Origin of the sequence: Rathayibacter sp. RFBD1, assembly GCF_002932915.1 — a bacterium.
Lineage (GTDB): Bacteria > Actinomycetota > Actinomycetes > Actinomycetales > Microbacteriaceae > Rathayibacter.
The window spans coordinates 1-21,978 of sequence record NZ_PSWQ01000019.1; the positions used below are offsets into that span (position 1 = coordinate 1).

Here is a 21,978-nt window from a genome sequence, read left to right on the forward strand (position 1 = left end):
ACCCGGCAGGGGAGGCCCCGCCCTCGTCGCGAAAGCCCTCCGCCGTGTCCGCTCCCGCCCTCCCGTCTCCCGGCGCCCCCGCGCAGAAGCGCCCGAGCACGCTGCAGACCCTGCTGCGCCTCGTCCCCTTCGTCGGCGACTCCCTGCCCCGGCTGGTCGGCGGCATCGCGGTCGCGCTCGTGGCGAGCCTGGTGTCGCTGGTCATCCCGATCGTCCTGCAGCAGCTCGTCGACGGGCCGCTGGGGGACGGAGCGGCCTCCGCCGGCTCCGGCGACCTCGGGCCGCTGATCGGCCCGGTCGCCGTCATCCTCGTGCTCGGCGTCGTCGAGGCCGGTGCCATCGCGCTGCGCCGCCGGATGGTCCTCACCCCCAGCACGCGGATCGAGGCGCGCATGCGCTCGGCGCTCTACAGCCGCCTGCAGGACCTCCCCGTCTCGTTCCACGACCGCTGGCAGAGCGGGCAGCTCCTGTCGCGGGCGATGAGCGACCTCAGCCTCATCCGCCGCTGGATCGCCTTCGGCTTCGTCCTGCTCGTGGTCAACGCGCTGACGATCGTCGTCGGCTTCGGCGTCCTCGTCTACTGGAACCCGATCCTCGGCGTGCTCTTCGTCGTGTGCTCGATCCCGGTCTGGATCTACGGGTTCGCGTTCGAGAAGCGCTACTCGAGCATCGCGCGCCGCAGCCAGGACCAGGCGGGCGACCTCGCCACGACCGTCGAGCAGTCGGTGCACGGCATCCGCGTCCTGAAGGCCTTCGGCCGCCATCAGCACGCGCTGGAGAACTTCGCCGGCCAGGCCGAGAAGCTCCGCGGCACCGAGATCGACAAAGCCCGTGCCATCGCCGGGATCTGGCTCGTCCTCCTGCTGGTGCCGGACATCGCGTTCGCGCTCTGCCTGCTCGGCGGGGTCTGGCTCGCCGCGGCCGGCCAGCTGAGCGTCGGCGAGCTGTTCGCCTTCTTCGCCACCGCGACCGTGCTGCGCTGGCCGGTGGAGTCGATCGGCTTCCTCCTCTCGATGACCTTCGACACCCGCACGGCGGTCGACCGCTACTTCGAGGTGATGGACAGCCGGAACACCATCACCGACCCGGAGGACCCCGAGACGATCCTCGAGCCGCGCGGCCGGGTGCGCTTCCGCGACGTCCACTTCCGCTACCAGGACGCTCCCGAACGCTATCGCGACCTCCTCGACGGCGTGGACCTCGAGGTCGAGCCGGGCGAGACGATGGCGCTGGTCGGCATCACCGGCTCCGGGAAGACGACGCTCACCGCGCTGCTCCCGCGCCTCTACGACGTGACCGGCGGAGCCATCGAGCTCGACGGCGTCGACATCCGCCGGCTCCGCCGCGACGAGCTGCGCACGCACATCGGCATGGCGTTCGAGGACGCGACGCTCTTCTCCACCAGCGTGCGCGAGAACGTCCTCCTCGGCCGACCCGACGCGACCGAGGAGGAGCTGCTCGAGGCCCTCGAGATCGCGCAGGCCGACTTCGTCCACCGCCTCCCCGAGGGCCTGGACACGAAGGTGGGCGAGGAGGGGATGAGCCTCTCCGGCGGCCAGCGCCAGCGCCTGGCCCTCGCCCGCGCGGTGGCCGCGCGTCCGGCGGTGCTCGTCCTCGACGACCCGCTCTCGGCGCTCGACGTCGACACGGAGGCGCGCGTCGAGGCGGGGCTGCGCCGCGTGCTCGGCGACACCACGGCGATCATCGTCGCCCACCGCCCCTCGACGGTGGCGCTCGCCGATCGCGTGGCACTGATGGAGGAGGGCCGCATCACCGCGGTCGGCACCCACAGCGAGCTGCTCGCGAGCAGTCCGCACTACCGCTTCGTCATCTCGAGCCTCGAGGAGGACGAGCTGACCCGGCCCGCCGGGACCGAGCGCATCGGCTCCCGCCCCACGACGACCCACCAGGAGACGCGATCATGAGCACGCTCGGTTCCTCCGAGGAGCGCGACGACCTCAGCAGAGCGGAGTCGGCGGCTCTGCGCCGACGCTCGCTGCGGCTGCTCGGCTCCCTGCTGCGGCCGCTCCGGCTGCGGCTGGTGCTCACCGCGGTCGTGGTCGTCGTCGCGACCGCTGCCCAGGTCGCGGGACCGGCGCTGATCGCGGCGGGCATCGACAACGGCCTGCCCGCGGTCCTCGCGGGGAACGCGGTCCCGCTGGCGGTCACGGTCGGCGCCTACATCCTCACCGGACTCGTCGGCGCGCTCCTGGTCGCCTGGTACACCGTGCTCTCCGCGCGGGTGAGCCAGGCGATCCTGATCGACCTGCGCAAGCGGATCTTCCTGCACACCCAGAAGCTGAGCCTGGAGTTCCACGAGAACTACACCTCCGGCCGGATCATCTCGCGCCAGACCAGCGACCTCGACTCCATCCGCGAGCTGCTCGACTCCGGCATCAACCAGCTGGTGCAGGGTGCGCTCTACATGGGCTTCGTCGCGATCGCCCTCGTCTCCCTGGACGGCGTGAGCGGCATCGTGCTCGCCTGCGCCCTGGTGCCGCTCGCGCTGCTCACCCGCTGGTTCCAGAAGCGGTCGCAGGCGCTGTTCCGCGGCACCCGCGTCGCCTCGTCGCGGCTGATCGTGCAGTTCGTGGAGTCGATGACCGGCATCCGCGCCGTGCAGACCTTCCGCACGCAGAAGCGCAACGAGTCCGTGTTCGGCGGGGTCGTCGAGCAGTACCGGCTCGCCTACAAGCGCGTCTTCGGAGTGTTCGGCACCTTCGACCCCGGGCTCGTGCTGATCGGCAACGTCACCGTCGCCGTGGTGCTGTTCATCGGCGGCGTCCGCGTGCTCGACGGCGGGCTCGAGATCGGCGCGCTGCTGGCGGTCCTGCTCTACACACGGCGCTTCTTCGACCCGGTGCAGGAGATGGCGATGTTCTACAACTCCTACCAGTCGGCGGCCGCCGCGCTCGAGAAGATCTCGGGCGTGCTGGCCGAGGAGCCGAGCGTCCCGGATCCGGCCCGCCCGGTCGACCTGCGGCAGGCGCGGGGCCGCCTCGGCTTCGAGGGCGTCCGCTTCGCCTACACCGCCGACCGCGAGGTGCTGCCGCGCTTCGACCTCGACATCCCCGCCGGGCAGACCATCGCCCTCGTCGGGTCCACGGGCGCCGGGAAGACGACGCTCGCCAAGCTGATCTCGCGCTTCTACGACCCGAGCGACGGCGTGGTGACCCTCGACGGCGTGGACCTGCGGCAGCTGCACCCGAAGGACCTGCGGCGCGCGATCGTGATGGTCACCCAGGAGGCGTACCTCTTCTCCGGATCCGTCGCCGACAACATCGCGATCGGGCGGCCGACCGCGTCCTACGACGAGATCGTCCGGGCCGCGCAGGCGGTCGGCGCGCACGAGTTCATCCAGGCGCTGCCGGACGGCTACGACACCGACGTGAACAAGCGCGGCGGCCGCGTCTCGGCCGGTCAGCGCCAGCTGATCTCGTTCGCCCGCGCGTTCCTGGCCGACCCGGCGGTGCTGATCCTGGACGAGGCGACCTCCTCCCTCGACATCCCGAGCGAGCGCCTGGTGCAGCAGGGCCTGCAGACGCTATTGGCGGACCGCACGGCGGTCATCATCGCGCACCGCCTCTCGACGGTCGCGATCGCCGACCGGGTGCTGGTGATGGAGCACGGCCGCATCGTCGAGGACGGCACCCCGGAGGCGCTCATCGCCGGCGAGGGCCGCTTCGCCACCCTGCACGCGGCCTGGCGGGACTCGCTCGTCTGATCGGCTGCTGCTCGCGACTCACGTCCCGGAGCCGCTCCCGGCTCAGGGGCGCCAGCGGGCGCTGCGCACGTCGACGCGCCAGCCGCCCGGCGTGACGACGAGGGGCGTGCCCTCGCGCTCGTACTCCCGGCGGGCGCGCTCCTCGTGGCCGACCGGGGGCGCTCCTCCCGCGCGGACGACGCGCCACCAGGCGGTGTCGGAGCCGTAGCGGGCCATCACCGTGCCGACCGCGCGTGCCGCACGCGTGCCGAGGACCGCGGCGATCTCGCCGTAGGCCATCACGCGGCCGGGCGGGATCGAGGCGACCACCTCGAGGACGGCGGAGACGAAGTCGGCCGGCTCCGCTGCCTCCGGCGCCGCGCTCAGAGCGTCAGCGCCCCGATGTTCTCGCCGTACTGTGTCTCGCCGACGACCTCGAAGCCGATCCAGCGGAAGAACTGCTCCGGGCCGTCCTCGCCGGACTCCCAGATCACCGTGAGGGTGTCGAAGCCGCGGGCGCGCGCCTCGTCGGCGGTGGCGCGGACGGCGAAGGTGCCCACGCCGCGGCCCTGCTTCGCCGCGTCGATGTTGATGCGCCAGATGCAGCTGCGGAACTCCTCCGCCGCCTCCGGGTCGAAGTGCGCGTGGATGAAGCCGACCAGCTCGTCGCCGTCCATCACGGCCCGCTGCCACGAGGCGCCCGGGTCGATCACCGCGGCGGCGGCGGAGTAGGAGACCGGCGCGATGAACTGCTCCTGGCCGGGTTTGAGGCTCAGACCGTTCACGGCGGAGATGTTCGAGGCGGACAGCTCTTCCAGGCGGAGGTCACTCATGCCGTCACTGTACCGGCGGCGCAGGACGGCGGGCATCCTCCTGTCGGGCGACGTGCGCCGGCCCCGGCGCGGACGATCGAGAACTGTCTCGACATCGAGACAGTTCGGGCCTCGGGTAGGCTGGCGGAGGCCATCCGGAGCGGTGCAGAGCCGCCCGTCCCGCACAGGTGCGGGGTCATCGACACCATGGGAGAGCAATGTCCAAGATCAAGGTTGAGGGAACGGTCGTCGAGCTCGACGGCGACGAGATGACGCGCATCATCTGGCAGAAGATCAAGGACACCCTCATCCACCCGTACCTCGACGTGAACCTCGAGTACTACGACCTCGGCATCGAGTACCGCGACGAGACGGACGACCAGGTCACGATCGACGCGGCGCACGCCATCCAGAAGCACGGCGTCGGCGTGAAGTGCGCGACCATCACCCCCGACGAGGCCCGCGTCGAGGAGTTCGGCCTCAAGAAGATGTGGAAGTCGCCCAACGGCACGATCCGCAACATCCTCGGCGGCGTGATCTTCCGCGAGCCGATCATCATCTCGAACATCCCGCGCCTGGTCCCCGGCTGGAACAAGCCGATCATCATCGGCCGCCACGCGTTCGGCGACCAGTACCGCGCCACCGACTTCGTCTTCAAGGGCAAGGGCACGCTGACCGTCGAGTTCACGCCCGAGGACGGCTCCGAGCCGATGAGGTTCGAGGTCTACAAGGCCCCGGACGACGGCATCGCGCAGGTCCAGTACAACCAGGACGCGTCGATCCGCGACTTCGCCCGCTCGTCGCTCAACTACGGCCTCTCGCGCAACTACCCGGTCTACCTCTCCACCAAGAACACGATCCTCAAGGCCTACGACGGCCGCTTCAAGGACATCTTCGAGGAGATCTTCGAGACCGAGTTCAAGGAGCGCTTCGACGCCGCGGGCCTCACCTACGAGCACCGCCTCATCGACGACATGGTCGCCTCGGCCATGAAGTGGGAGGGCGGCTACGTCTGGGCCTGCAAGAACTACGACGGCGACGTCCAGTCCGACACCGTCGCGCAGGGCTTCGGCTCGCTGGGCCTGATGACCTCCGTGCTCTCCACGCCCGACGGCAGCGTCGTCGAGGCGGAGGCGGCGCACGGCACCGTCACGCGCCACTACCGCCAGCACCAGGCCGGCAAGCCCACCTCGACGAACCCGATCGCCTCGATCTACGCCTGGACGCGCGGTCTCGCGCACCGCGGCAAGCTCGACGGCAACCAGGAGCTCATCGACTTCTCGCTCACCCTGGAGGACGTGGTCATCAAGACGGTCGAGTCCGGGAAGATGACGAAGGACCTCGCCCTGCTCGTCGGCCCCGAGCAGGGCTGGCAGACGACCGAGGAGTTCCTCGCGACCCTCGACGAGAACCTGAAGGCCCGCATGTCGGCCTGATCACCGGCTTCAGCAGACGCGTCCGGCCCGCACGATCCTCGGATCCTGCGGGCCGGACGCGTCTCCGGGCCCGGTGGGACGCGCCCGGGCCGAGCGCCTCAGAGCGCCCGGGCGAGCTCCTCCATCGCGTGGAGCGGATCGGGCCCCGACGGCATTAGCACGACGCTCGACGCACCGGCCTCGTGCAGCAGGCCGATGCGGCGACGAGCGTCCTCGGGAGTGCCCACGACGGCCAGCTGGTCGACCCAGGCGTCGGGCAGGTCGCGGACGAAGGCGGCGCGGTCGGCGCTCTCGGCCCGCAGGCGGGCGAAGTCCTCGGCGAAGGGGAGCGGCTCGATGTGCGGCGCCCAGTCCGGCTCGCCGATCCATTCGAGTTCCGGCCGGACCGCGTCGCGCGCGGCGGCCGCATCGTCGTCCACGGCGGCCACGTTGTAGGCGACGATCCGTCCGGTGCCGCCCAGGTGGCCGCGGGCCGCCGCGAGGTACTCCGGAGTCACGGGCTCGGCCAGGACGACCCCGTCGGCGATCCGGCCCGCGAGCGCCAGCGACTTCGGTCCGCGGACGCCGGCCAGCAGCGGCGGCACGACGGCGGGCGGCGACTCCAGGACGAGGCCGTTCACGTGCACGTAGCGGCCGGAGCGGTCGGTGCGCTCGCCGGAGAGCAGCGAGCGGATCGCGTCGAACTGCTCCTCGAGCAGGGTGAGCGGGCTGCGCGGCCAGACGCCGAGGCCGCGCATCCAGTGCGGCATCCCGTGCCCGATGCCGGCGTGGACGCGGCCGGGGAACAGTTCGGCGAGAGTGCCGAGCTCCATCGCGGTGAAGGCCGCCGTGCGCACGGCGGCGGGCAGGATGCCGATGCCGACGACGATCCGCTCGGTGGCGGCGAGCACCGCGCCGGCCTGGGCGATGCCGCCGCGGAAGCCGAGGTCCTCGACCACCCAGAGCTCGTCGAAGCCGAGCTCCTCGGCGCGGCGGGCGTAGCCGAGCACCTCGGAGGCGGGGAGATCGCGGGGGAGCAGGACGCCGACGGCGGTGTCGGAGGAGGAGGCGCGCATCCGGCCAGCCTAGGGCGTGCGGACAGGCGGAGGGCCCGCCCGCACGATCGCGGACGGGCCCTCGCTCGTCGTCCTACTCGGCGGCCGCCTCGCCGATCCGCATCTGCTCGGGGCGGGCGGTCGAGACGACCTCGATGCGGCGGGGGCGCGCCTTCTCGCTGACCGGGATGGTCACCGAGAGCACGCCGTTGTCGTAGGACGCGGCGATGCGCTCGGTGTCGACGCCCTGGCCGAGGCTCAGCTGGCGGACGAAGGTCGCCGACTGGCGCTCCCGAGTGATCCAGGTGACGTCGTCGCCGCTCGCGACGGTGCGCTGGGCGCGGATGGTGAGGAGCTGCCCGTCCACGTCGACGTCGACGGACCCGGGGTCGATGCCGGGGAGGTCGGCGGTGAGGACGTAGTGGTCGCCGTCCCGGTACAGGTCGATCGGCATCCGGCGGGGCCCCTGACCGGAGCCGAGGAGGGCGGTGGCGAGGCGGTCCAGCTCGCGGACGGGGTCGTAGGTGACAGCCATGAGATCACTCCATTCAGTCGTGCAACGAAGAGTTCCAAGAGTTGAGCCGACCCGGCTCAACGCGAATAAATTAGCACTCGCGGAGGGGGAGTGCCAACGGATCGGCCCCTTTCGGTGTCAACTTCGTTACCTGTTCGTAACAAAGCTGAGCAATCGAGTTCGTAGGGTCGTTTCTGTGTGGAAACCGATCCGGTTCCCAGCGAATGTGAGTAAGGACATCGATTGCCGATCCACCTGTCCCACCGACCACCCGTCCGCCGCGCTGAGAGGCGCATCCTCGCGGGCCTCGCCGTCCTCGGAGTCGCCGCGACCGCGGCCTTCGCCACCACCGGCGCCAGTGCCGCCCCTCTCGCCGGCAGCGCCTCGCTCGTCGGCGGGCTCTCCGTCGGCCAGAGCTTCGACGACGGCGACTACGTCGTCACCCTCGTCGAGCCCTCCGCGGCCACCTACCAGGGCAGCGATGCCCGCTTCGCCCGCACCGCGCCCGTCGACGGTGCGCAGCTGCAGGCCGCCTCGGCTCCGGTGGAGGACTACTCCGCCCACCTCGAGCAGCGCCAGGAGGACGTCGCCTCCGCGGTCGACGCCGCCATCGGCTACCACTACACCGTCGCCCTCAACGGCTTCTCCGCGACCCTCTCGGGCGAGCAGGCGGGCGAGCTCGCGAGCCGCCGCGACGTCGCCCAGGTCCGCAAGGTCGAGAACCTGAAGGTCGACCGCGCCGCGCAGGCCTCGCCGCTCGCCGCGGCCGCCGCCGGCACCCCGGTGCCCGACACCGGACAGCAGCGCTCCACCGACTTCCTCGGCCTCGAGGGCGAGAACGGCGTCTGGCAGAAGCTGGGCGGCATCGACAAGGCGGGCGAGGGCGTCGTCGTCGGCGTCATCGACTCCGGCATCGCGCCCGAGAACCCCTCCTTCGCGGGCGCGCCCCTGGCGACCTCGCCCGGAGCGGCCCCCTACACGGACGGCACCACCACCTCCTTCGTGAAGTCGGACGGCGGCACCTTCGTCGGCTCCTGCTCGCCGGGGCTCCCCGCCTCCGAGCAGTGGGACGGCGACGAGTGCAACCAGAAGCTCATCGGCGCACGCTGGTTCCTCGCGGACGAGGAGGTCGGCTCGACGGACAACCCCGAGTACCGCTCCCCGCGCGACGCCGACGGACACGGCTCGCACACCGCGAGCACGGCAGCCGGCAACAACGGCGTCGAGGCGAGCGTCGACGGCTACGACTACGGGAAGATCTCCGGAGTCGCCCCGGCCGCCAAGGTCGCCGCGTACAAGGTCTGCTGGAACGGACCCGACGAGGGCACCGACGACGACGACTTCTGCTCCGGAGCGGGCATCCTCGCGGCCATCGACGCCGCGACCAAGGACGGCGTCGACGTCATCAACTTCTCGATCGGCGGCGGCTCGGCCACCTCGACCCTGACCGCGATCGACGAGGCGTTCCTCAACGCCGCCGCCGCCGGCGTCTTCGTCGCGGCCTCGGCCGGCAACTCGGGTGCGGGCGCCTCCACACTCGACCACGCGTCGCCCTGGTACACCACGGTCGCCGCGTCCTCCATCCCGACCTACACCGCGACCGCCGCTCTCGGCGACGGCCAGAAGTTCGTCGGAGGATCCATCTCGGTCCACGAGGACGTCACCGGACCGCTGGTGAACAGCGCCGACGTCGTCCGCTCGGGCGCCGAGAACCCCGCCATCTGCGAGACCGGCACCCTCGACCCCGACAAGGTGAAGGGCACGATCGTCGCCTGCACCGCGGGCGTCACCGCGCGCGTCTCCAAGTCGGCCGAGGTCGAGCGGGCCGGCGGCATCGGCATGCTGCTGCTCAACCCGACCCCGAACGCCCTGCACGTCGACGACCACTCGGTCCCGAGCATCCAGATCGACTCGCAGGCCTACCAGGCGATCACGACCTACGCCGGCACCGCCGGTGCGACCGTGACCCTCTCCGAGGGCAACTCGTCCGGAGCCTCCATCCCCGTCCCGCAGGTCGCCGGCTTCTCGTCGCGCGGACCCGCTGAGGCGGACGGCGCCGACGTGCTGAAGCCCGACCTCACGGCGCCCGGCGTCGCGATCCTCGCCGACAGCTTCAACGCCGAGGGCGACGACCCCGCCTTCGCGTTCGAGTCCGGCACCTCGATGTCGTCGCCGCACGTGGCGGGCCTCGGCGCGCTGATCCTCGGCGCGACCCCGAAGGCCTCGCCGTCCGCGGTGAAGTCGGCCATGATGACCTCCGCCTACGACAGCGTCGACCAGTCGGGCGCCGCGTCCGAGGACGTCTTCGCCCAGGGCGCCGGACACGTCGACCCTGCCGCGTTCCTCGATCCCGGACTGCTCTACCAGAGCGGCACGGAGGACTGGATCGCGTTCCTCAAGGGTGCGGGCTACGTCTTCACCTCGAACCCGGTGATCGACCCGATCGCCGCGATCGACCCGTCCGACCTCAACCAGGCCTCGATCGCGATCGGCGCCCTCGCGGGCACGCAGACCGTGACCCGCACGGTCACCTCGACCGGCGCGGGCACCTACACCGCCTCGGTCGACGGCCTCGCCGGGATCGACACCGTCGTCTCGCCCTCGACCCTCTCCTTCACGGGTGCGGGCCAGACGGCGGAGTACACGGTCTCCTTCACCACCGGCTCGGCGGCGCTCAACCAGTTCGCCACCGGCTACCTGACCTGGGCGAGCGCGGAGCACGATGTCCGCAGCCCGATCGCGGTGCGCCCCGTCCTGCTGGACGCGCCCTACGAGGTCTCCGGCACCGGCTCGACCGGCACCGGCACGGTGACGGTCACGCCCGGCATCACCGGCGCGCTGCCGCTCACCGCGAGCGGTCTCGCCGAGGGTGTCCTCGCCGAGGACGCCACCGCCGCCGACGGCCACTCGGCGACGCTCCCCACGGGGAAGTCGCTGACGACCACCGTCGTGGTGCCGGAGGGCGCCGAGTTCGCCCGCTTCGATCTCGACTCGCTCGACGACGCGGCCGACCTCGACCTCACGGTCACCAGCGAGAGCACCGACAAGGTCTTCACCTCGGCGACCGGCTCGGCCGACGAGCGCGTCGACATCGCCGACCCCGCTCCGGGCGAGTACACGGTCCAGGCCGATGTCTACTCGACCGCTCCGGGATCCTCGACCGTCACGTTCGACTTCCGCAGCTTCGTCATCACTCCGGAGAACGGTCTCGGCTCGCTGAGCACCGACCCCGCCGTGGTCGACGCCGTGCAGGGCGAGCCGATCGCGTACGCGGTCTCCTGGTCGAACCTGGCGGGCCCGGCCCGCTACCTCGGCCGTGTCGCCTACACCGATTCGGGACTCGCGACGCTCGTGAGCGTCGACGTCACCGAGGCGGTCACCCCCACCCCGACGCCGACCGCGACTCCTGAGCCCACAGGCACCCCGGAGCCGACCGCGACGCCGACGGCCGGCCCCACCGCCGGACCGGGGGAGCCCACCTCCACGCCGACCGCCGGACCGGGCGCGCCCGGCCACGGCGCAGGCGGCCTCCCGTCGACGGGCTTCGACGGCGGTCTCCTCGGAGCCGCCGCCCTCGCCCTCCTCGGTGCAGGTGCTGTGATCACCGGCCTCCGACGCCGCGCCCTGGCGCAGCGTGAGGCGGGCGCCGCGGAGTAGTCCTCCGCGACCGCCGCGAACGGCCGTCCCCCTGCTCCTCCCGGAGCGGCGGGGGCGGCCGTTCGCCGTTCCTGGGAGGGGGAGGCGGAGACGGGGCGGCTCGTGGTGCGGGCCAGGAGCAGGACCGGCCCGGCTGCGTGGGGGAACGGCTCGAGAGCGGAGGCGGGAGCGGGTCGGGGAGAGATCGACGATCAGGCGGGGCGGAGCATCTCCGACTGGGGCCCCGGCAGTGCGATCGGCCCGGGATCCCGCTGCGGTGGCGCACCCCCGGAGGTGCATCGACGGGAGAGCGCGATGGCGACCTGCCGCTGCGAGTCGGGACGCCGCGTACGGTTCCGGTCCGAGGCGGCGGTGATCGCACGGCGACCGCGGTGCACCCTCGGGGACAGCGGTGGACGGCTCCGAGCGAGCGCCCCCTCGGCCTGAGCGGCCGCCGTCAGGATCAGAGGGAGCGGCGTCCCGCGATGACGCCGGAGACGACGGCGAGGACGCCGAAGACGATCGCGACGACCGGCTGGCCGAGGTCCAGCCACGCCAGCGCGGCGGCGCCCATCACGAGCAGCTCGATCAGCGAGCGGCCGTAGACGTCGATCGCGAGGACCGCGCGCGGCGAGAGGAAGAGCGCCCAGACCAGCGCGGCGACCACCGGAGCGCCGATGCCGAGGACGATGTTCCACGGGAGGTCCCACGACGCGAAGCCCCAGAGGGCGAAGGTCGCCAACGCGACGAGCTCCAGGAGGAACCGGAGGATCGCGTTCGGGCCGATCCTGATGTCGGTGCCCGCGGTGTCCGCTCCTGCTCGATTCACGCCGACCATGCTAGCCGCCGGAGGTCAGCGGAAGATGATGGTGCGGGCCCCGTCGAGGAGCACCCGGTCCTCCGCGAACCACTTGACCGCCTGCGTGAGCGTGCGGCTCTCCTCGTCCTGCCCGATCGCCACGAGCTGAGCGACCGAGTGCGAGTGGTCCACGCGCACCACGTTCTGCTCGATGATCGGCCCCTCGTCGAGGTCGCTGGTGACGAAGTGCGCGGTCGCCCCGATCAGCTTGACGCCGCGGGCGTGCGCCTGCTTGTAGGGGTTCGCGCCCTTGAAGCCCGGCAGGAACGAGTGGTGGATGTTGATGGCGCGGCCGGCCAGTCGCGCGCAGAGCTCGGGGGAGAGGATCTGCATGTAGCGCGCCAGGACCACGAGCTCGACGTCGTGCTCCTCGACGACCTCCAGCACGCGCTCCTCGAACCCGCGCTTCGACTCCGGCGAGACCACGGGTCGCGACTCGAAGGGCACGCCGTAGAACTCGGCGAGGTCGCGAAGGCTGCCGTGGTTGGACAGGATCATCGGGATGTCCACCGCGAGCTGCCCAGCGCGCTGGCGGAAGAGCAGGTCGTTGACGCAGTGCCCGGCGGTGGAGGCGAGGACGAGGGTGCGCAGCGGCCGGCCGACGACGTCGAGGCGCCAGGTCATCCCGTAGTGCTCGGTGATCGGCAGCAGGGCGGCGGCGAACTCCTCGCGGCTGATCGGCGACTCCACCTGCAGGCGCATGAAGAAGCGGCCGGTGTCGGCGCTCGAGAACTGCTGGCTCTCGGTGATGTTGCCGCGGGCCTGGACGACGGCACCGGACACGGCGTGCACGATGCCCGGCTGGTCGGGGCAGGCGAAGGTCAGGGTCCAGTGGTTTCCCGCGGGTCGGGCGCCGGACCACGCGGCGTCGCTGCCCGTCGGACGGGTGCTCGCGGAGGCGGGCCGGGGAGTCGCGGACGCGGCGGGTTCGGGCTGCATCCGCCCAGGATAACGGTGGGGCACGGGGCGGTCCGCGCGCCTCAGCCCGCGTCGACGGACACGACGGCGACGGGTCCCGTCCGCCCGTCCGGGGAGGAGTAGCGGACGCCGATCGTGTGCCTCCCAGGACCGACCTCCAGGGTCGCGGCGAGGACGGGGGCTCCGGGAGCGAGGGACCGCACCTGCCCGCCGTCGACCAGGAGGTCGAGGCCGTCCGCGTCGGGATCGGCGAGCACGAGCACGCCGACCGCGCCCCCGCTCGACGCGGCCCGGGCGAGGAGCACCGGAGCGCGCAGGTCGACCGTCTCGGGGGCGCTGACTCCTGCAGCGGTGCGCGCCAGCACCGTGGTCGTGCCCGCGGGGAGGGGGAGCGCCGGCGCGGTCCAGGAGCCGTCGGCGTCGGCGGTGGCGGAGCCCACGCGGCGTCCGTCGGAGGCGTCCTCGAGGAGCACCTCGGCGCCTGGCGCGGCGGTGCCCCGGGCATCGGGCAGCAGCCGGCCGTCGGTGTCGAGCGCGAGGGTCGGTGCGGCCGGAGCGGGAGGTGCGGCCGGAGTAGGGGTCGTGACCGGTGCGGGAGTCGAGACCGGAGCGGAGGTGCTCGGCGCCTCTGTCGGGACCGGCGCCGGAGTGCTCGGTACGTGCGTCGCTGCCGGAGCCGGAGTGTCCGGTGGGGGAGTCACGGTCGGAACAGGAACCGGGACCGGAGTGCTCGGTGCGGGGGTCGGGACCGGGACGGAGGGCAGGGCCGGGCCGCTGCCGATCGGGCCCGGCGCGGAGCCCCCGGTCGTGGCCCCCGGCGGCCCGGAGGGGGCCGGAGCCTCGGGGACGGCGGGCTTGGGCGCCGGTGCCGCGCTGCCGGTCACGGCGGGGCGGGACGGGGCGGGCTCGGCGGCAGGAGTCGGGGAGGCGGTCGCCTCGATCCCTCTCGACGCCGGTGCGCCGACGGGATCGGAGGACGGCTCCCGCTGCGGCGGACGTCCCGTCCTCCCGTGGGTTGCGCGCGTCGCTCCGGCATCGTCCGACGCATCCCCTCCGGCCACGGTCTGCACCGTGCTCCTCGGAGCGGCGCCGGAGCCGCTGGACCGCCCCGCCGGATCGCCGTCCGCTCCTGCACTCGCGCGGTCCGCGGCCTCCTTGTCCTCCGGGTCCGTCTCCGGTCGGTCGGCGCTCGCCGTCGCTCCTCCGCTCGACGCCGGCGCAACCGCCTCGGCCGTTGCGCGCTCGTCCACCCGCGCGGAGGCGTCCTCCGCCGCCACGAGCGCGCCGCCCCCGTTCCCGGACAGCAGAACCGCCGCCCCGACGACTCCCGCGATCGCGAGTGCCGCCGCAGCGGACGCGGCGACGACCACTCCTGTTCCGCTGCCCGCTCTCGACGCTCGGACCGCCGATGCGCGGACCGCGCTCGACGCCCGGACCGCGCTCGGCAGCGCAGCGGAGGCCGCGCCGGAGCCCCCGCCCGCCGCCCAGGCGGCCGCACCGCTCACGCCGGCCGAGAGCGGCAGCAGCACCGACGCGAGGCGGCGCGCAGTGCTCTCGGCCTCCGCCAGCGCCTCCCGGCAGGAGAGGCACCCGTCCAGGTGCCGGTCGATGCGGTGCCTGTCCCGGACGGGGACGCGTCCTCGCGCGTACGTCCCCGCCCGCTCGAGCACCCACTCGCACTCGCCCGTCGCCGAGGCGTCCGCCACGTGCTCCCGGATCCACGCGGAGCGCAGCCCCTCCCGCGCCCGCACCCCGAGCGCTGCGACCGCGTTGGGCCGCAGGCCCATCAGCGGCGCGGCGGCGGCGGGGGACAGGCCCTCCACCTCCGTGTACCAGAGCACCTCCTGCCAGCGCGGCGGCAGCGCCCGGAACGCGCGCGCGCCCAGGTCGCGCTCGAGGGCGGCGAGGGCGTGCGCCTCGGGATCGGGGCCGGCAGAGGGGAGTGCGCGGTCGGCCTCGTCGAACGGCCGCTCGTGCCGGTCCCGCCGGGCCCAGGACCCCGCGGCGTTGCGGACGGCGGTGAAGAAGTAGGGGCGGAAGGCACCCTCGGGTCCGCCGCCGCGCTCGATCGCCCGCAGGACGCGGAGGAACGCCTCCGAGACCAGGTCGTCGGGATCGGAGCTGCTCGCCCACGCCCGGGCCACGGTGCGCCCGGCCGAGGAGTGGCGGCGCCAGAGCTCGGAGACGGCGTCGGTGCGGCCCTCCCGGACCAGCGCGACGAGCTCCTCGTCGCTGCGGCCGTCGACGCGCTCGGAGCGGCGTCGAGGACCCACGGCGACGCCCTCCCTCCCGGTCCCGCGCCGGAACCGCCCGAGGGATCGTCGCACGATCGCGCGTGCCCGCCCCCGACTGGCGCGACTCCCGCGCCACCCGGCCCGCTTGCTAGAGTGAGCCCGCCGCGACTGGCGTTCGGATGGGTGACCATCAGGGAGCGGCACCTCCTCCGGGGCAGCGCCCCGGACACTTTTCCCGCCGCACGCCTGGGCTGGAACGGATACCGTAGATCGGGTCGCCCGAACGAGCCGTGTCGCGCCGCAGCGACCTGCCGGGCCCCTTCCGTTTCCCAGCCAAGGAGCGTCCGTGTCCTCTTCCCCCGCCAGCCCCGGCGTCGCCGCCTCGTTCGACCAGCCCGTGTCGGTGGTCGACCCCGAGATCGCCGCCGTGCTCCAGCAGGAGCTCGACCGCCAGCGCGGCTACCTCGAGATGATCGCGAGCGAGAACTTCGTTCCGCGCGCGATCCTCGAGTCGCAGGGCTCCGTCCTGACCAACAAGTACGCCGAGGGATACCCCGGCCGCCGCTACTACGGCGGCTGCGAGTACGTCGACATCGCCGAGCAGCTCGCGATCGACCGAGCCAAGGCCCTCTTCGGCGCCGAGTTCGCCAACGTCCAGCCGCACTCCGGCGCCTCCGCCAACGCCGCGGCGCTCGCCGCGCTCGTGCAGCCCGGAGACACCATCCTCGGCCTCGAGCTCGCGCACGGCGGCCACCTGACCCACGGCATGAAGCTGAACTTCTCGGGCAAGCTCTACAACGCGACCGCGTACGGCGTCGACCCGCAGACCTTCCGCATCGACATGGACGCGGTCCGCGAGAAGGCCCTCGAGGTCCGTCCGCAGGTGCTCATCGCCGGCTGGTCCGCCTACCCCCGTCAGCTCGACTTCGAGGCGTTCCGCGCCATCGCCGACGAGGTCGGCGCGAAGCTCTGGGTCGACATGGCCCACTTCGCCGGCCTCGTGGCGGCGGGACTGCACCCGTCGCCGGTGCCCTACGCCGACGTCGTGACCACCACCGTCCACAAGACGCTGGCCGGCCCGCGCTCGGGGCTCATCCTCGCGAAGCAGGAGTACGCCAAGAAGCTGAACTCGGCCGTCTTCCCCGGCCAGCAGGGCGGCCCGCTCATGCACGTGATCGCCGCGAAGGCGACCGCGTTCAAGCTCGCCGGCGAGCCCGAGTTCGCCGATCGCCAGGCACGCACCATCCGCGGCGCGCAGATCCTCGCCGAGCGCCTCACGGCGGCCGACTCGAAGGCCGAGGGCATCGACGTCCTGACCGGCGGCACGGACGTCCACCTCGTCCTCGCCGACCTGCGCGACTCGCCGCTGGACGGCAAGCAGGCCGAGGACCGCCTCCACGAGGTCGGCATCACGGTCAACCGCAACGCCGTGCCGTTCGACCCCCGCCCGCCGATGGTCACCTCGGGCCTGCGCATCGGCACGCCGGCGCTCGCGACCCGTGGCTTCGGCGACACGGAGTTCACCGAGGTCGCCGACGTCATCGCCGAGGCGCTCAAGCCCTCGGCCGACCTCGAGGCGCTGCGCGGCCGTGTCGCCCGCCTCACCGACGACTTCCCGCTCTACCCCGGGCTGTAGTCGATCCGCTGCACCACCCGCGCGGCGGAGGCCGGGGCACCGTCCCCCTCCGCCGCGCCACGACCGAGGAGCCCGAGATGACGGCACAGGTACTCGACGGCGTCGCGACGGCGACGGCGGTCAAGACGGAGATCGCGGAGCGGGTCGCCGCTCTGCGCGAGCGGGGCGTCGTGCCCGGGCTCGGAACGCTGCTGGTGGGGGACGATCCCGCCTCCCGCTCGTACGTCGCGGGCAAGCACCGCGACTGCGCGGAGGTCGGGATCGAGTCGATCCGCGTGGACCTCCCCGCGACCGCGTCGGCGGACGACATCCGCGCCGCCATCCGGCAGCTCAACGACTCGGAGGCCGTGACCGGGTACATCATCCAGCTCCCGCTGCCGAAGGGCATCGACGAGAACGCGATGCTCGAGCTCATGCATCCGGACAAGGACGCCGACGGCCTGCACCCCACCAACCTCGGCCGCCTGGTTCTCGGCGTCGAGGGCGAGCTGGACAGCCCGCTGCCCTGCACGCCGAACGGGATCGTCGAGATGCTGCAGCGCCACGGCATCCCGACCTCGGGCCGGCATGTCGTCGTCGTGGGCCGCGGGCTCACCGTCGGCCGTCCGCTCGGGCTCCTGCTCACGCGGAAGGGCCTCGACGCCACCGTGACCCTCACCCACTCCCGCACGGCCGATCTCGCCGCGGAGGTGCGCCGCGCCGACATCGTGGTGGCCGCCGTGGGCGTGCCCGGGCTCATCCGCGCCGACTGGGTGAAGCCCGGCGCCGCCGTGCTCGACGTGGGAATCACGCGGGTCGAGAACCCGGAGACGGGCCGCGCGAAGCTGACCGGCGACGTCTCACCGGAGGTGGCGGAGGTCGCGGGCTGGCTCTCGCCCGTGCCCGGCGGCGTCGGCCCGATGACGCGCGCGATGCTCATCCACAACGTGGTGACGGCGGCCGAGCGCGCCCTGCGCTGACCGGTCCCGCGCCACAGGACCCGCGCCGGACCGCGCTCGGGGGCGACGTCCAGTCGCCTGCCGGTAGCGTGGCCCGGCGCTCTCGCGTCCCCCACCCCGTCGGACACGTCCTCGGAGCGCGCCCCGCCCCACGAGGAGAACCCATGCTCACCGTCACCGCCTACGCCGCCCCCTCCGCGACCGAGCCGCTCGTCCCCACCACCATCGAGCGCCGCGACGTCGGACCGCACGACGTGCTCATCGAGATCGCCTACTCCGGCATCTGCCACTCCGACATCCACACCGTCCGCGGCGACTGGGGACCGGTGGCGTACCCGCTGATCGTCGGCCACGAGATCGTCGGCGTCGTGGCCGAGGTCGGCTCCGAGGTCACCAAGCACTCCGTCGGCGACCGCGTCGGCGTCGGCTGCATGGTGAACTCCTGCCGCGAGTGCGAGAACTGCCTCGCGGGCGAGGAGCAGTACTGCCTGAAGGGCAATACCGGCACCTACGCCTCCGTCGACCGCGACGGCACCATCACCCAGGGCGGCTACTCCACGCACGTCGTCGTCGTCGAGGACTTCGTGCTCCGCGTCCCGGAGTCGATCCCCTACGAGGCCGCCGCTCCGCTGCTGTGCGCGGGCATCACGACCTACTCGCCGCTCTCGCACTGGGAGGCGGGGCCCGGCAAGCGCGTGGCCGTCGTCGGCCTCGGCGGGCTCGGCCACATGGCCGTCAAGTTCGCGCACGCGATGGGCGCCGAGGTCACCGTACTCTCGCAGACCCTCAGCAAGAAGGAGGACGGCCTCCGCCTGGGCGCCGACCACTACTACGCGACGCGCGACGAGGCGACCTTCACCGATCTCGCGAACACCTTCGACCTGATCGTCAACACGGTCAGCGCGCCCCTCGACCTCGACGCCTACCTGGGGCTCCTGCGCCGCAACGGCACGATGGTGAACGTGGGCGCTCCGGCCGAGGCGCTGCCGCTGCACGTCTTCACGCTCTTCGGCGCCCGTCGCTCCTTCGCGGGCTCGGGCATCGGCGGCATCCGCGAGACCCAGGAGATGCTCGACTTCTGTGCCGAGAAGGGCATCGCGAGCGAGGTCGAGGTCGTCTCGGCCTCGCAGATCAACGAGGCCTACGAGCGCGTCCTCGCCTCGGACGTCCGCTACCGCTTCGTGATCGACGCCTCCACGTTCGAGAAGTGAGCGCGGCCGGGGCGCTAGCCTCGGCGGCATGAGCGAACGGAGCCACCCGGCCGCCGACCGCGTCCTCGCCGACCTCGACCGGCACGGCGCGCACCCGACCGTGCGCTGGCTCGACTCGGCCGCGTCGACGGCCGCACTGGCGGCCGAGGCGCTGGGCGTCGACGTCGGTCAGATCGCCAACTCGCTCGTGTTCCTGCTCGACGGTGTGCCGCTGCTGGTCCTGACCAGCGGCGGCCACCGCGTCGACACCGCCTGGCTGGGCGTGCAGCTGGGCGGATCGATCACCCGGGCGCCGGCCGCGGAGGTGAAGTCCGCGACGGGCCAGACGATCGGCGGGATCGCGCCGGTGGGCCATCCCGCGCCGCTGCGCACCGTGGTCGACGCGGCCCTCGCCGCCTACGACGTGGTCTGGGCTGCGGCCGGGCACGCGCACACCGTCTACCCGACGAGCTTCGCCGAGCTGGTCCGGGTCACCGGGGGAGAATCGCGCGCCGTCGTTCCGCCGGATCCGGCGCCGTAGCGGCTGGACGAGGAACGCCCCCTGCGACGCGAGGTCGCAGGGGGCGTCGACGGAAGCAGAGGTCAGAGCACGCGACCCGCGCCGTCGGCGGCCGTGACCAGGAAGAGCTCCGGAGTCGCGAAGCCCTTCTCGGCGAAGGCGGCGAGGACCGCGGCGCGGACCTCCTCCTCCTTCTCCACCGGCGTGAGGGCGATCGCGGAGCCGCCGAAGCCGCCTCCGGTCATCCGGGCGCCGATCGCTCCGGCGCCGCGCGCCGCCTCGACGGCGGTGTCGAGCTCGGGCACCGAGATCTCGAAGTCGTCGCGGAGTGAGACGTGGCCGGCGTCGAGCAGATCGCCGATCGCCCGGGGACCGTGCTCGCGCAGGGTGCGGACGGTCTCGAGCACGCGGACGTCCTCGGTCACGACGTGCTTCACGCGCCGGTAGGTGACGTCGTCGAGGAGCTCCTGGGCGCGCGGCAGGTCGTCGACCGTCAGCTCGCGGAGCGACGGCACGCCGAGGGTCGCGGCGCCGAGCTCGCAGGAGGCGCGCCGCTCGGCGTAGCCGCCGGTGGCGTGCGCGTGCTCGACGCGCGTGTCGACGACGAGCAGGACGAGCCCGGCCTCCTCGAAGCCGAGGGGGACGACCTCGGTGTCGAGGCTGCGGCAGTCGAGGAACACCGCGGCGTCGCGCTTTCCGAAGAGGGAGGCGGACTCGTCCATGATCCCGGTGGGGGCGCCGACCGCGACGTTCTCGGCGCGACGGCCGACGCGGGCCATCGTCGCGCGGTCGAAGCCGAGGTGCCAGAGCTCGTCGAGGGCGACGGCCATCGCGCACATCAGCGCCGCCGAGCTCGAGAGCCCCGCGCCGACCGGCACGTCGGAGTCGACGTACGCGTCGAAGCCCGAGCGGGAGCCCAGGTCGACGCCGTACTCGGTGAGCGCCCAGACCACGCCGAGCGGGTAGGCCGACCAGCCGGTCACGGCGCCGGGGCCGAGCTCGTCGAGAGCGACCTCGACCACGTCGGGGGAGAAGGCGCTGCTGATCCGGATCAGGCGGTCCTCCCTCGGAGCGACGGCCATCGCCGTGGCGCGGTCGATCGCGAAGGGGAAGACGAAGCCGTCGTTGTAGTCGGTGTGCTCGCCGATCAGGTTCACGCGGCCGGGGCCGGCCCAGACGCCCGCGGCGGGGCGGCCGAAGGTGCGCTCGAAGGCGGCGGCCGCGCTCTCGGCGACGGCGGTCAGGGAGGCGGGAGCGGCGGTCATCGGTTCTCCTCGGCGATGTCGGCGGCGGTGGTGGCGGGAGTGGCGGCGTCGCCGGGAAGCGAGTCGTCGCTGTGCGCGGCGACCGGCAGCGCCGCGTCGGGGCGCTGTGCGATCCCGGCCTCGAGCACGGCCGCGTCGGCCCGCTCGATCGCCGCGCGCAGGGCCGCGGCGCTCGTCTCGGGGGCGATGTCGCCGATCCAGGCGCCCATCGCGGCCTCGCTCCCCGCGAGGTACTTGAGCTTCGTCTCGGCGCGGCGGGGCGAGGTGATCTGGAGCATCAGGCGCACCTCGTCGCGGCGCTCGTGCACCGGGGCCTGGTGCCAGGCGGCGATGTAGGGCGTCGGGGTGTCGTAGAGGGCGTCGATGCCGCGGAGCAGGCGCTGGTACATCGCAGCCAGCTCGTCGCGCTCCTCCGGGGTGGTCGCCGCCAGGTCGGGGACGTGGCGGTGCGGCAGGAGGTGCACCTCGACGGGCCAGCGCGCGGCGAACGGCACGAACGCGGTGAAGTGCTCGCCGCGGAGGAGGACGCGCTCGCCGGCCTGCTCGAAGGCGAGGACGTCGGCGAACATCGAGGGCCCGTAGCTGTCGAGCGAGGCGAGCAGACGGGTCGTGCGCGGCGTGACGTAGGGGTAGGAGTAGATCTGCCCGTGGGGGTGGTGCAGCGTGACGCCGATCGCCTCGCCGCGGTTCTCGAACGGGAAGACCTGCTGCACGCCGGGAAGGGCCGAGAGGGCGCCCACGCGGTCGGCCCAGGCCTCGACCACGGTCCGGGCGCGGGAGGCGCTGAGCGTGGCGAACGACCCCTCGTGCTCGGGGCTGAAGCAGACGACCTCGCAGCGGCCGACGCTGGTCAGCGTCCGGCCGAGCCCGAGGGTGCGCAGGTCCTCCAGCGAGGCGGGCGCGTCCGCGTCCTCGAGAAGCGGGCCGAAGGAGGGGGAGCGGTTCTCGAAGACGGCGACGTCGTAGCGGCTGGGCACCTCCGACGGGTTCGTCGGCGACGCCGGGGCGAGCGGATCGAGCTCGGCCGGCGGCAGGAACACGCGGTTCTGGCGCGACGCGGCGATGGAGACCCACTCGCCGGTCAGCACGTCCTGGCGCATCCGCGCGGTGGCGGGGCGGGGGTCGAGGTGGCGGGCGTCGGCGGCGCGCTCCGGGGGGAGCGTCGTGTCGGCGTCGTCGAAGTAGAGGAGCTCGCGGCCGTCGGCCAGCGTGTGCGGGCGCTTGACGACGCCGGCGGAGAGGGTGATCGCTTCGTTCATGGCAGGAGTCAGACTAGGGCCGCA

17 protein-coding genes are annotated in these 21,978 nt (G+C 73.1%); 8 read left to right on the top strand and 9 right to left on the bottom strand.

The annotated features are described in order from the left end of the window. Window positions 1-44: 44 nt before the first annotated feature. Both C5D50_RS08370 and C5D50_RS08375 read left to right on the top strand, forming a co-directional pair. Window positions 45-1,925, top strand: coding sequence for an ABC transporter ATP-binding protein (locus C5D50_RS08370; protein ID WP_104227288.1), 1,881 nt, complete (start codon window positions 45-47; stop codon window positions 1,923-1,925). After that, window positions 1,922-3,724, top strand: a complete 1,803-nt coding sequence (locus C5D50_RS08375) for an ABC transporter ATP-binding protein (protein WP_104283257.1) — start codon at window positions 1,922-1,924, stop codon at window positions 3,722-3,724. The genes C5D50_RS08370 and C5D50_RS08375 overlap by 4 nt, the downstream gene beginning before the upstream one ends. A 42-nt stretch (window positions 3,725-3,766) precedes the next feature. Here C5D50_RS08375 and C5D50_RS08380 read toward each other — a convergent pair whose 3' ends face one another. Beyond that, complete coding sequence (locus C5D50_RS08380; RefSeq protein ID WP_104238475.1) at window positions 3,767-4,090, bottom strand: MGMT family protein; 324 nt, start codon at window positions 4,088-4,090, stop codon at window positions 3,767-3,769. After that, window positions 4,087-4,536, bottom strand: coding sequence for a GNAT family N-acetyltransferase (locus C5D50_RS08385; RefSeq protein WP_104224946.1), 450 nt, complete (start codon window positions 4,534-4,536; stop codon window positions 4,087-4,089). Before C5D50_RS08385 ends, C5D50_RS08380 begins: the two co-directional genes overlap by 4 nt. Window positions 4,537-4,733: 197 nt before the next feature. Here C5D50_RS08385 and C5D50_RS08390 point away from each other — a divergent pair, with 197 nt between their 5' ends. Further along, a complete protein-coding gene (locus tag C5D50_RS08390; protein WP_104224939.1) occupies window positions 4,734-5,951 on the top strand; it encodes an NADP-dependent isocitrate dehydrogenase in 1,218 nt (405 codons plus the stop codon). A 98-nt stretch (window positions 5,952-6,049) separates the two neighbouring features. Here C5D50_RS08390 and C5D50_RS08395 read toward each other — a convergent pair whose 3' ends face one another. Further along, the gene (locus tag C5D50_RS08395) at window positions 6,050-7,006 is read right to left on the bottom strand and encodes an LLM class flavin-dependent oxidoreductase (RefSeq protein ID WP_104283258.1); all 957 of its coding nucleotides are present in this window, start codon (window positions 7,004-7,006) and stop codon (window positions 6,050-6,052) included. Window positions 7,007-7,079: 73 nt separating this feature from the next. Further along, entirely contained in the window at window positions 7,080-7,520 is a 441-nt protein-coding gene (locus C5D50_RS08400) for an Hsp20/alpha crystallin family protein (protein ID WP_104283259.1), read from the bottom strand. A 222-nt stretch (window positions 7,521-7,742) separates the two neighbouring features. Here C5D50_RS08400 and C5D50_RS08405 point away from each other — a divergent pair, with 222 nt between their 5' ends. Beyond that, window positions 7,743-11,156 (top strand): S8 family serine peptidase, encoded by a 3,414-nt coding sequence (locus tag C5D50_RS08405; RefSeq protein WP_104283260.1) that lies wholly within the window; start codon window positions 7,743-7,745, stop codon window positions 11,154-11,156. Between the two features lie 442 nt (window positions 11,157-11,598). Here the strand turns inward: C5D50_RS08405 and C5D50_RS08410 are convergent, their stop codons facing one another. The 3 genes from C5D50_RS08410 to C5D50_RS08420 are packed head-to-tail and all read right to left on the bottom strand — an operon-like array spanning window position 11,599 to window position 15,185. Beyond that, window positions 11,599-11,964 carry a YrdB family protein gene (locus C5D50_RS08410; protein WP_244230596.1) on the bottom strand — a complete coding sequence of 122 codons (366 nt, stop codon included), beginning with the start codon at window positions 11,962-11,964 and terminating at the stop codon, window positions 11,599-11,601. Window positions 11,965-11,988: 24 nt separating this feature from the next. Then, the gene (gene purU / locus C5D50_RS08415; RefSeq protein ID WP_104283261.1) at window positions 11,989-12,933 is read right to left on the bottom strand and encodes a formyltetrahydrofolate deformylase; all 945 of its coding nucleotides are present in this window, start codon (window positions 12,931-12,933) and stop codon (window positions 11,989-11,991) included. A gap of 41 nt (window positions 12,934-12,974) precedes the next feature. Then, the gene (locus C5D50_RS08420; RefSeq protein WP_146087927.1) at window positions 12,975-15,185 is read right to left on the bottom strand and encodes a sigma-70 family RNA polymerase sigma factor; all 2,211 of its coding nucleotides are present in this window, start codon (window positions 15,183-15,185) and stop codon (window positions 12,975-12,977) included. A 307-nt stretch (window positions 15,186-15,492) separates the two neighbouring features. Here C5D50_RS08420 and glyA point away from each other — a divergent pair, with 307 nt between their 5' ends. The 4 genes from glyA to C5D50_RS08440 all read left to right on the top strand — a co-directional run bounded on the left by glyA (window position 15,493) and on the right by C5D50_RS08440 (window position 19,451). Further along, on the top strand, window positions 15,493-16,782 hold the full coding sequence (gene glyA, locus C5D50_RS08425) for a serine hydroxymethyltransferase (protein WP_104224723.1): 1,290 nt from the start codon (window positions 15,493-15,495) through the stop codon (window positions 16,780-16,782). A gap of 77 nt (window positions 16,783-16,859) precedes the next feature. Continuing rightward, a complete protein-coding gene (locus C5D50_RS08430; RefSeq protein ID WP_104283263.1) occupies window positions 16,860-17,741 on the top strand; it encodes a bifunctional methylenetetrahydrofolate dehydrogenase/methenyltetrahydrofolate cyclohydrolase in 882 nt (293 codons plus the stop codon). A gap of 143 nt (window positions 17,742-17,884) precedes the next feature. After that, entirely contained in the window at window positions 17,885-18,931 is a 1,047-nt protein-coding gene (locus C5D50_RS08435; protein WP_104283264.1) for an NAD(P)-dependent alcohol dehydrogenase, read from the top strand. Between the two features lie 28 nt (window positions 18,932-18,959). Further along, a complete protein-coding gene (locus tag C5D50_RS08440; RefSeq protein ID WP_104283265.1) occupies window positions 18,960-19,451 on the top strand; it encodes a YbaK/EbsC family protein in 492 nt (163 codons plus the stop codon). A 62-nt stretch (window positions 19,452-19,513) separates the two neighbouring features. Here the strand turns inward: C5D50_RS08440 and galK are convergent, their stop codons facing one another. Both galK and galT read right to left on the bottom strand, forming a co-directional pair. Further along, window positions 19,514-20,695, bottom strand: a complete 1,182-nt coding sequence (galK, locus tag C5D50_RS08445; RefSeq protein WP_104283266.1) for a galactokinase — start codon at window positions 20,693-20,695, stop codon at window positions 19,514-19,516. Further along, on the bottom strand, window positions 20,692-21,954 hold the full coding sequence (gene galT / locus C5D50_RS08450) for a galactose-1-phosphate uridylyltransferase (RefSeq protein WP_104283267.1): 1,263 nt from the start codon (window positions 21,952-21,954) through the stop codon (window positions 20,692-20,694). Before galT ends, galK begins: the two co-directional genes overlap by 4 nt. Between the last annotated feature and the right edge of the window lie 24 nt (window positions 21,955-21,978).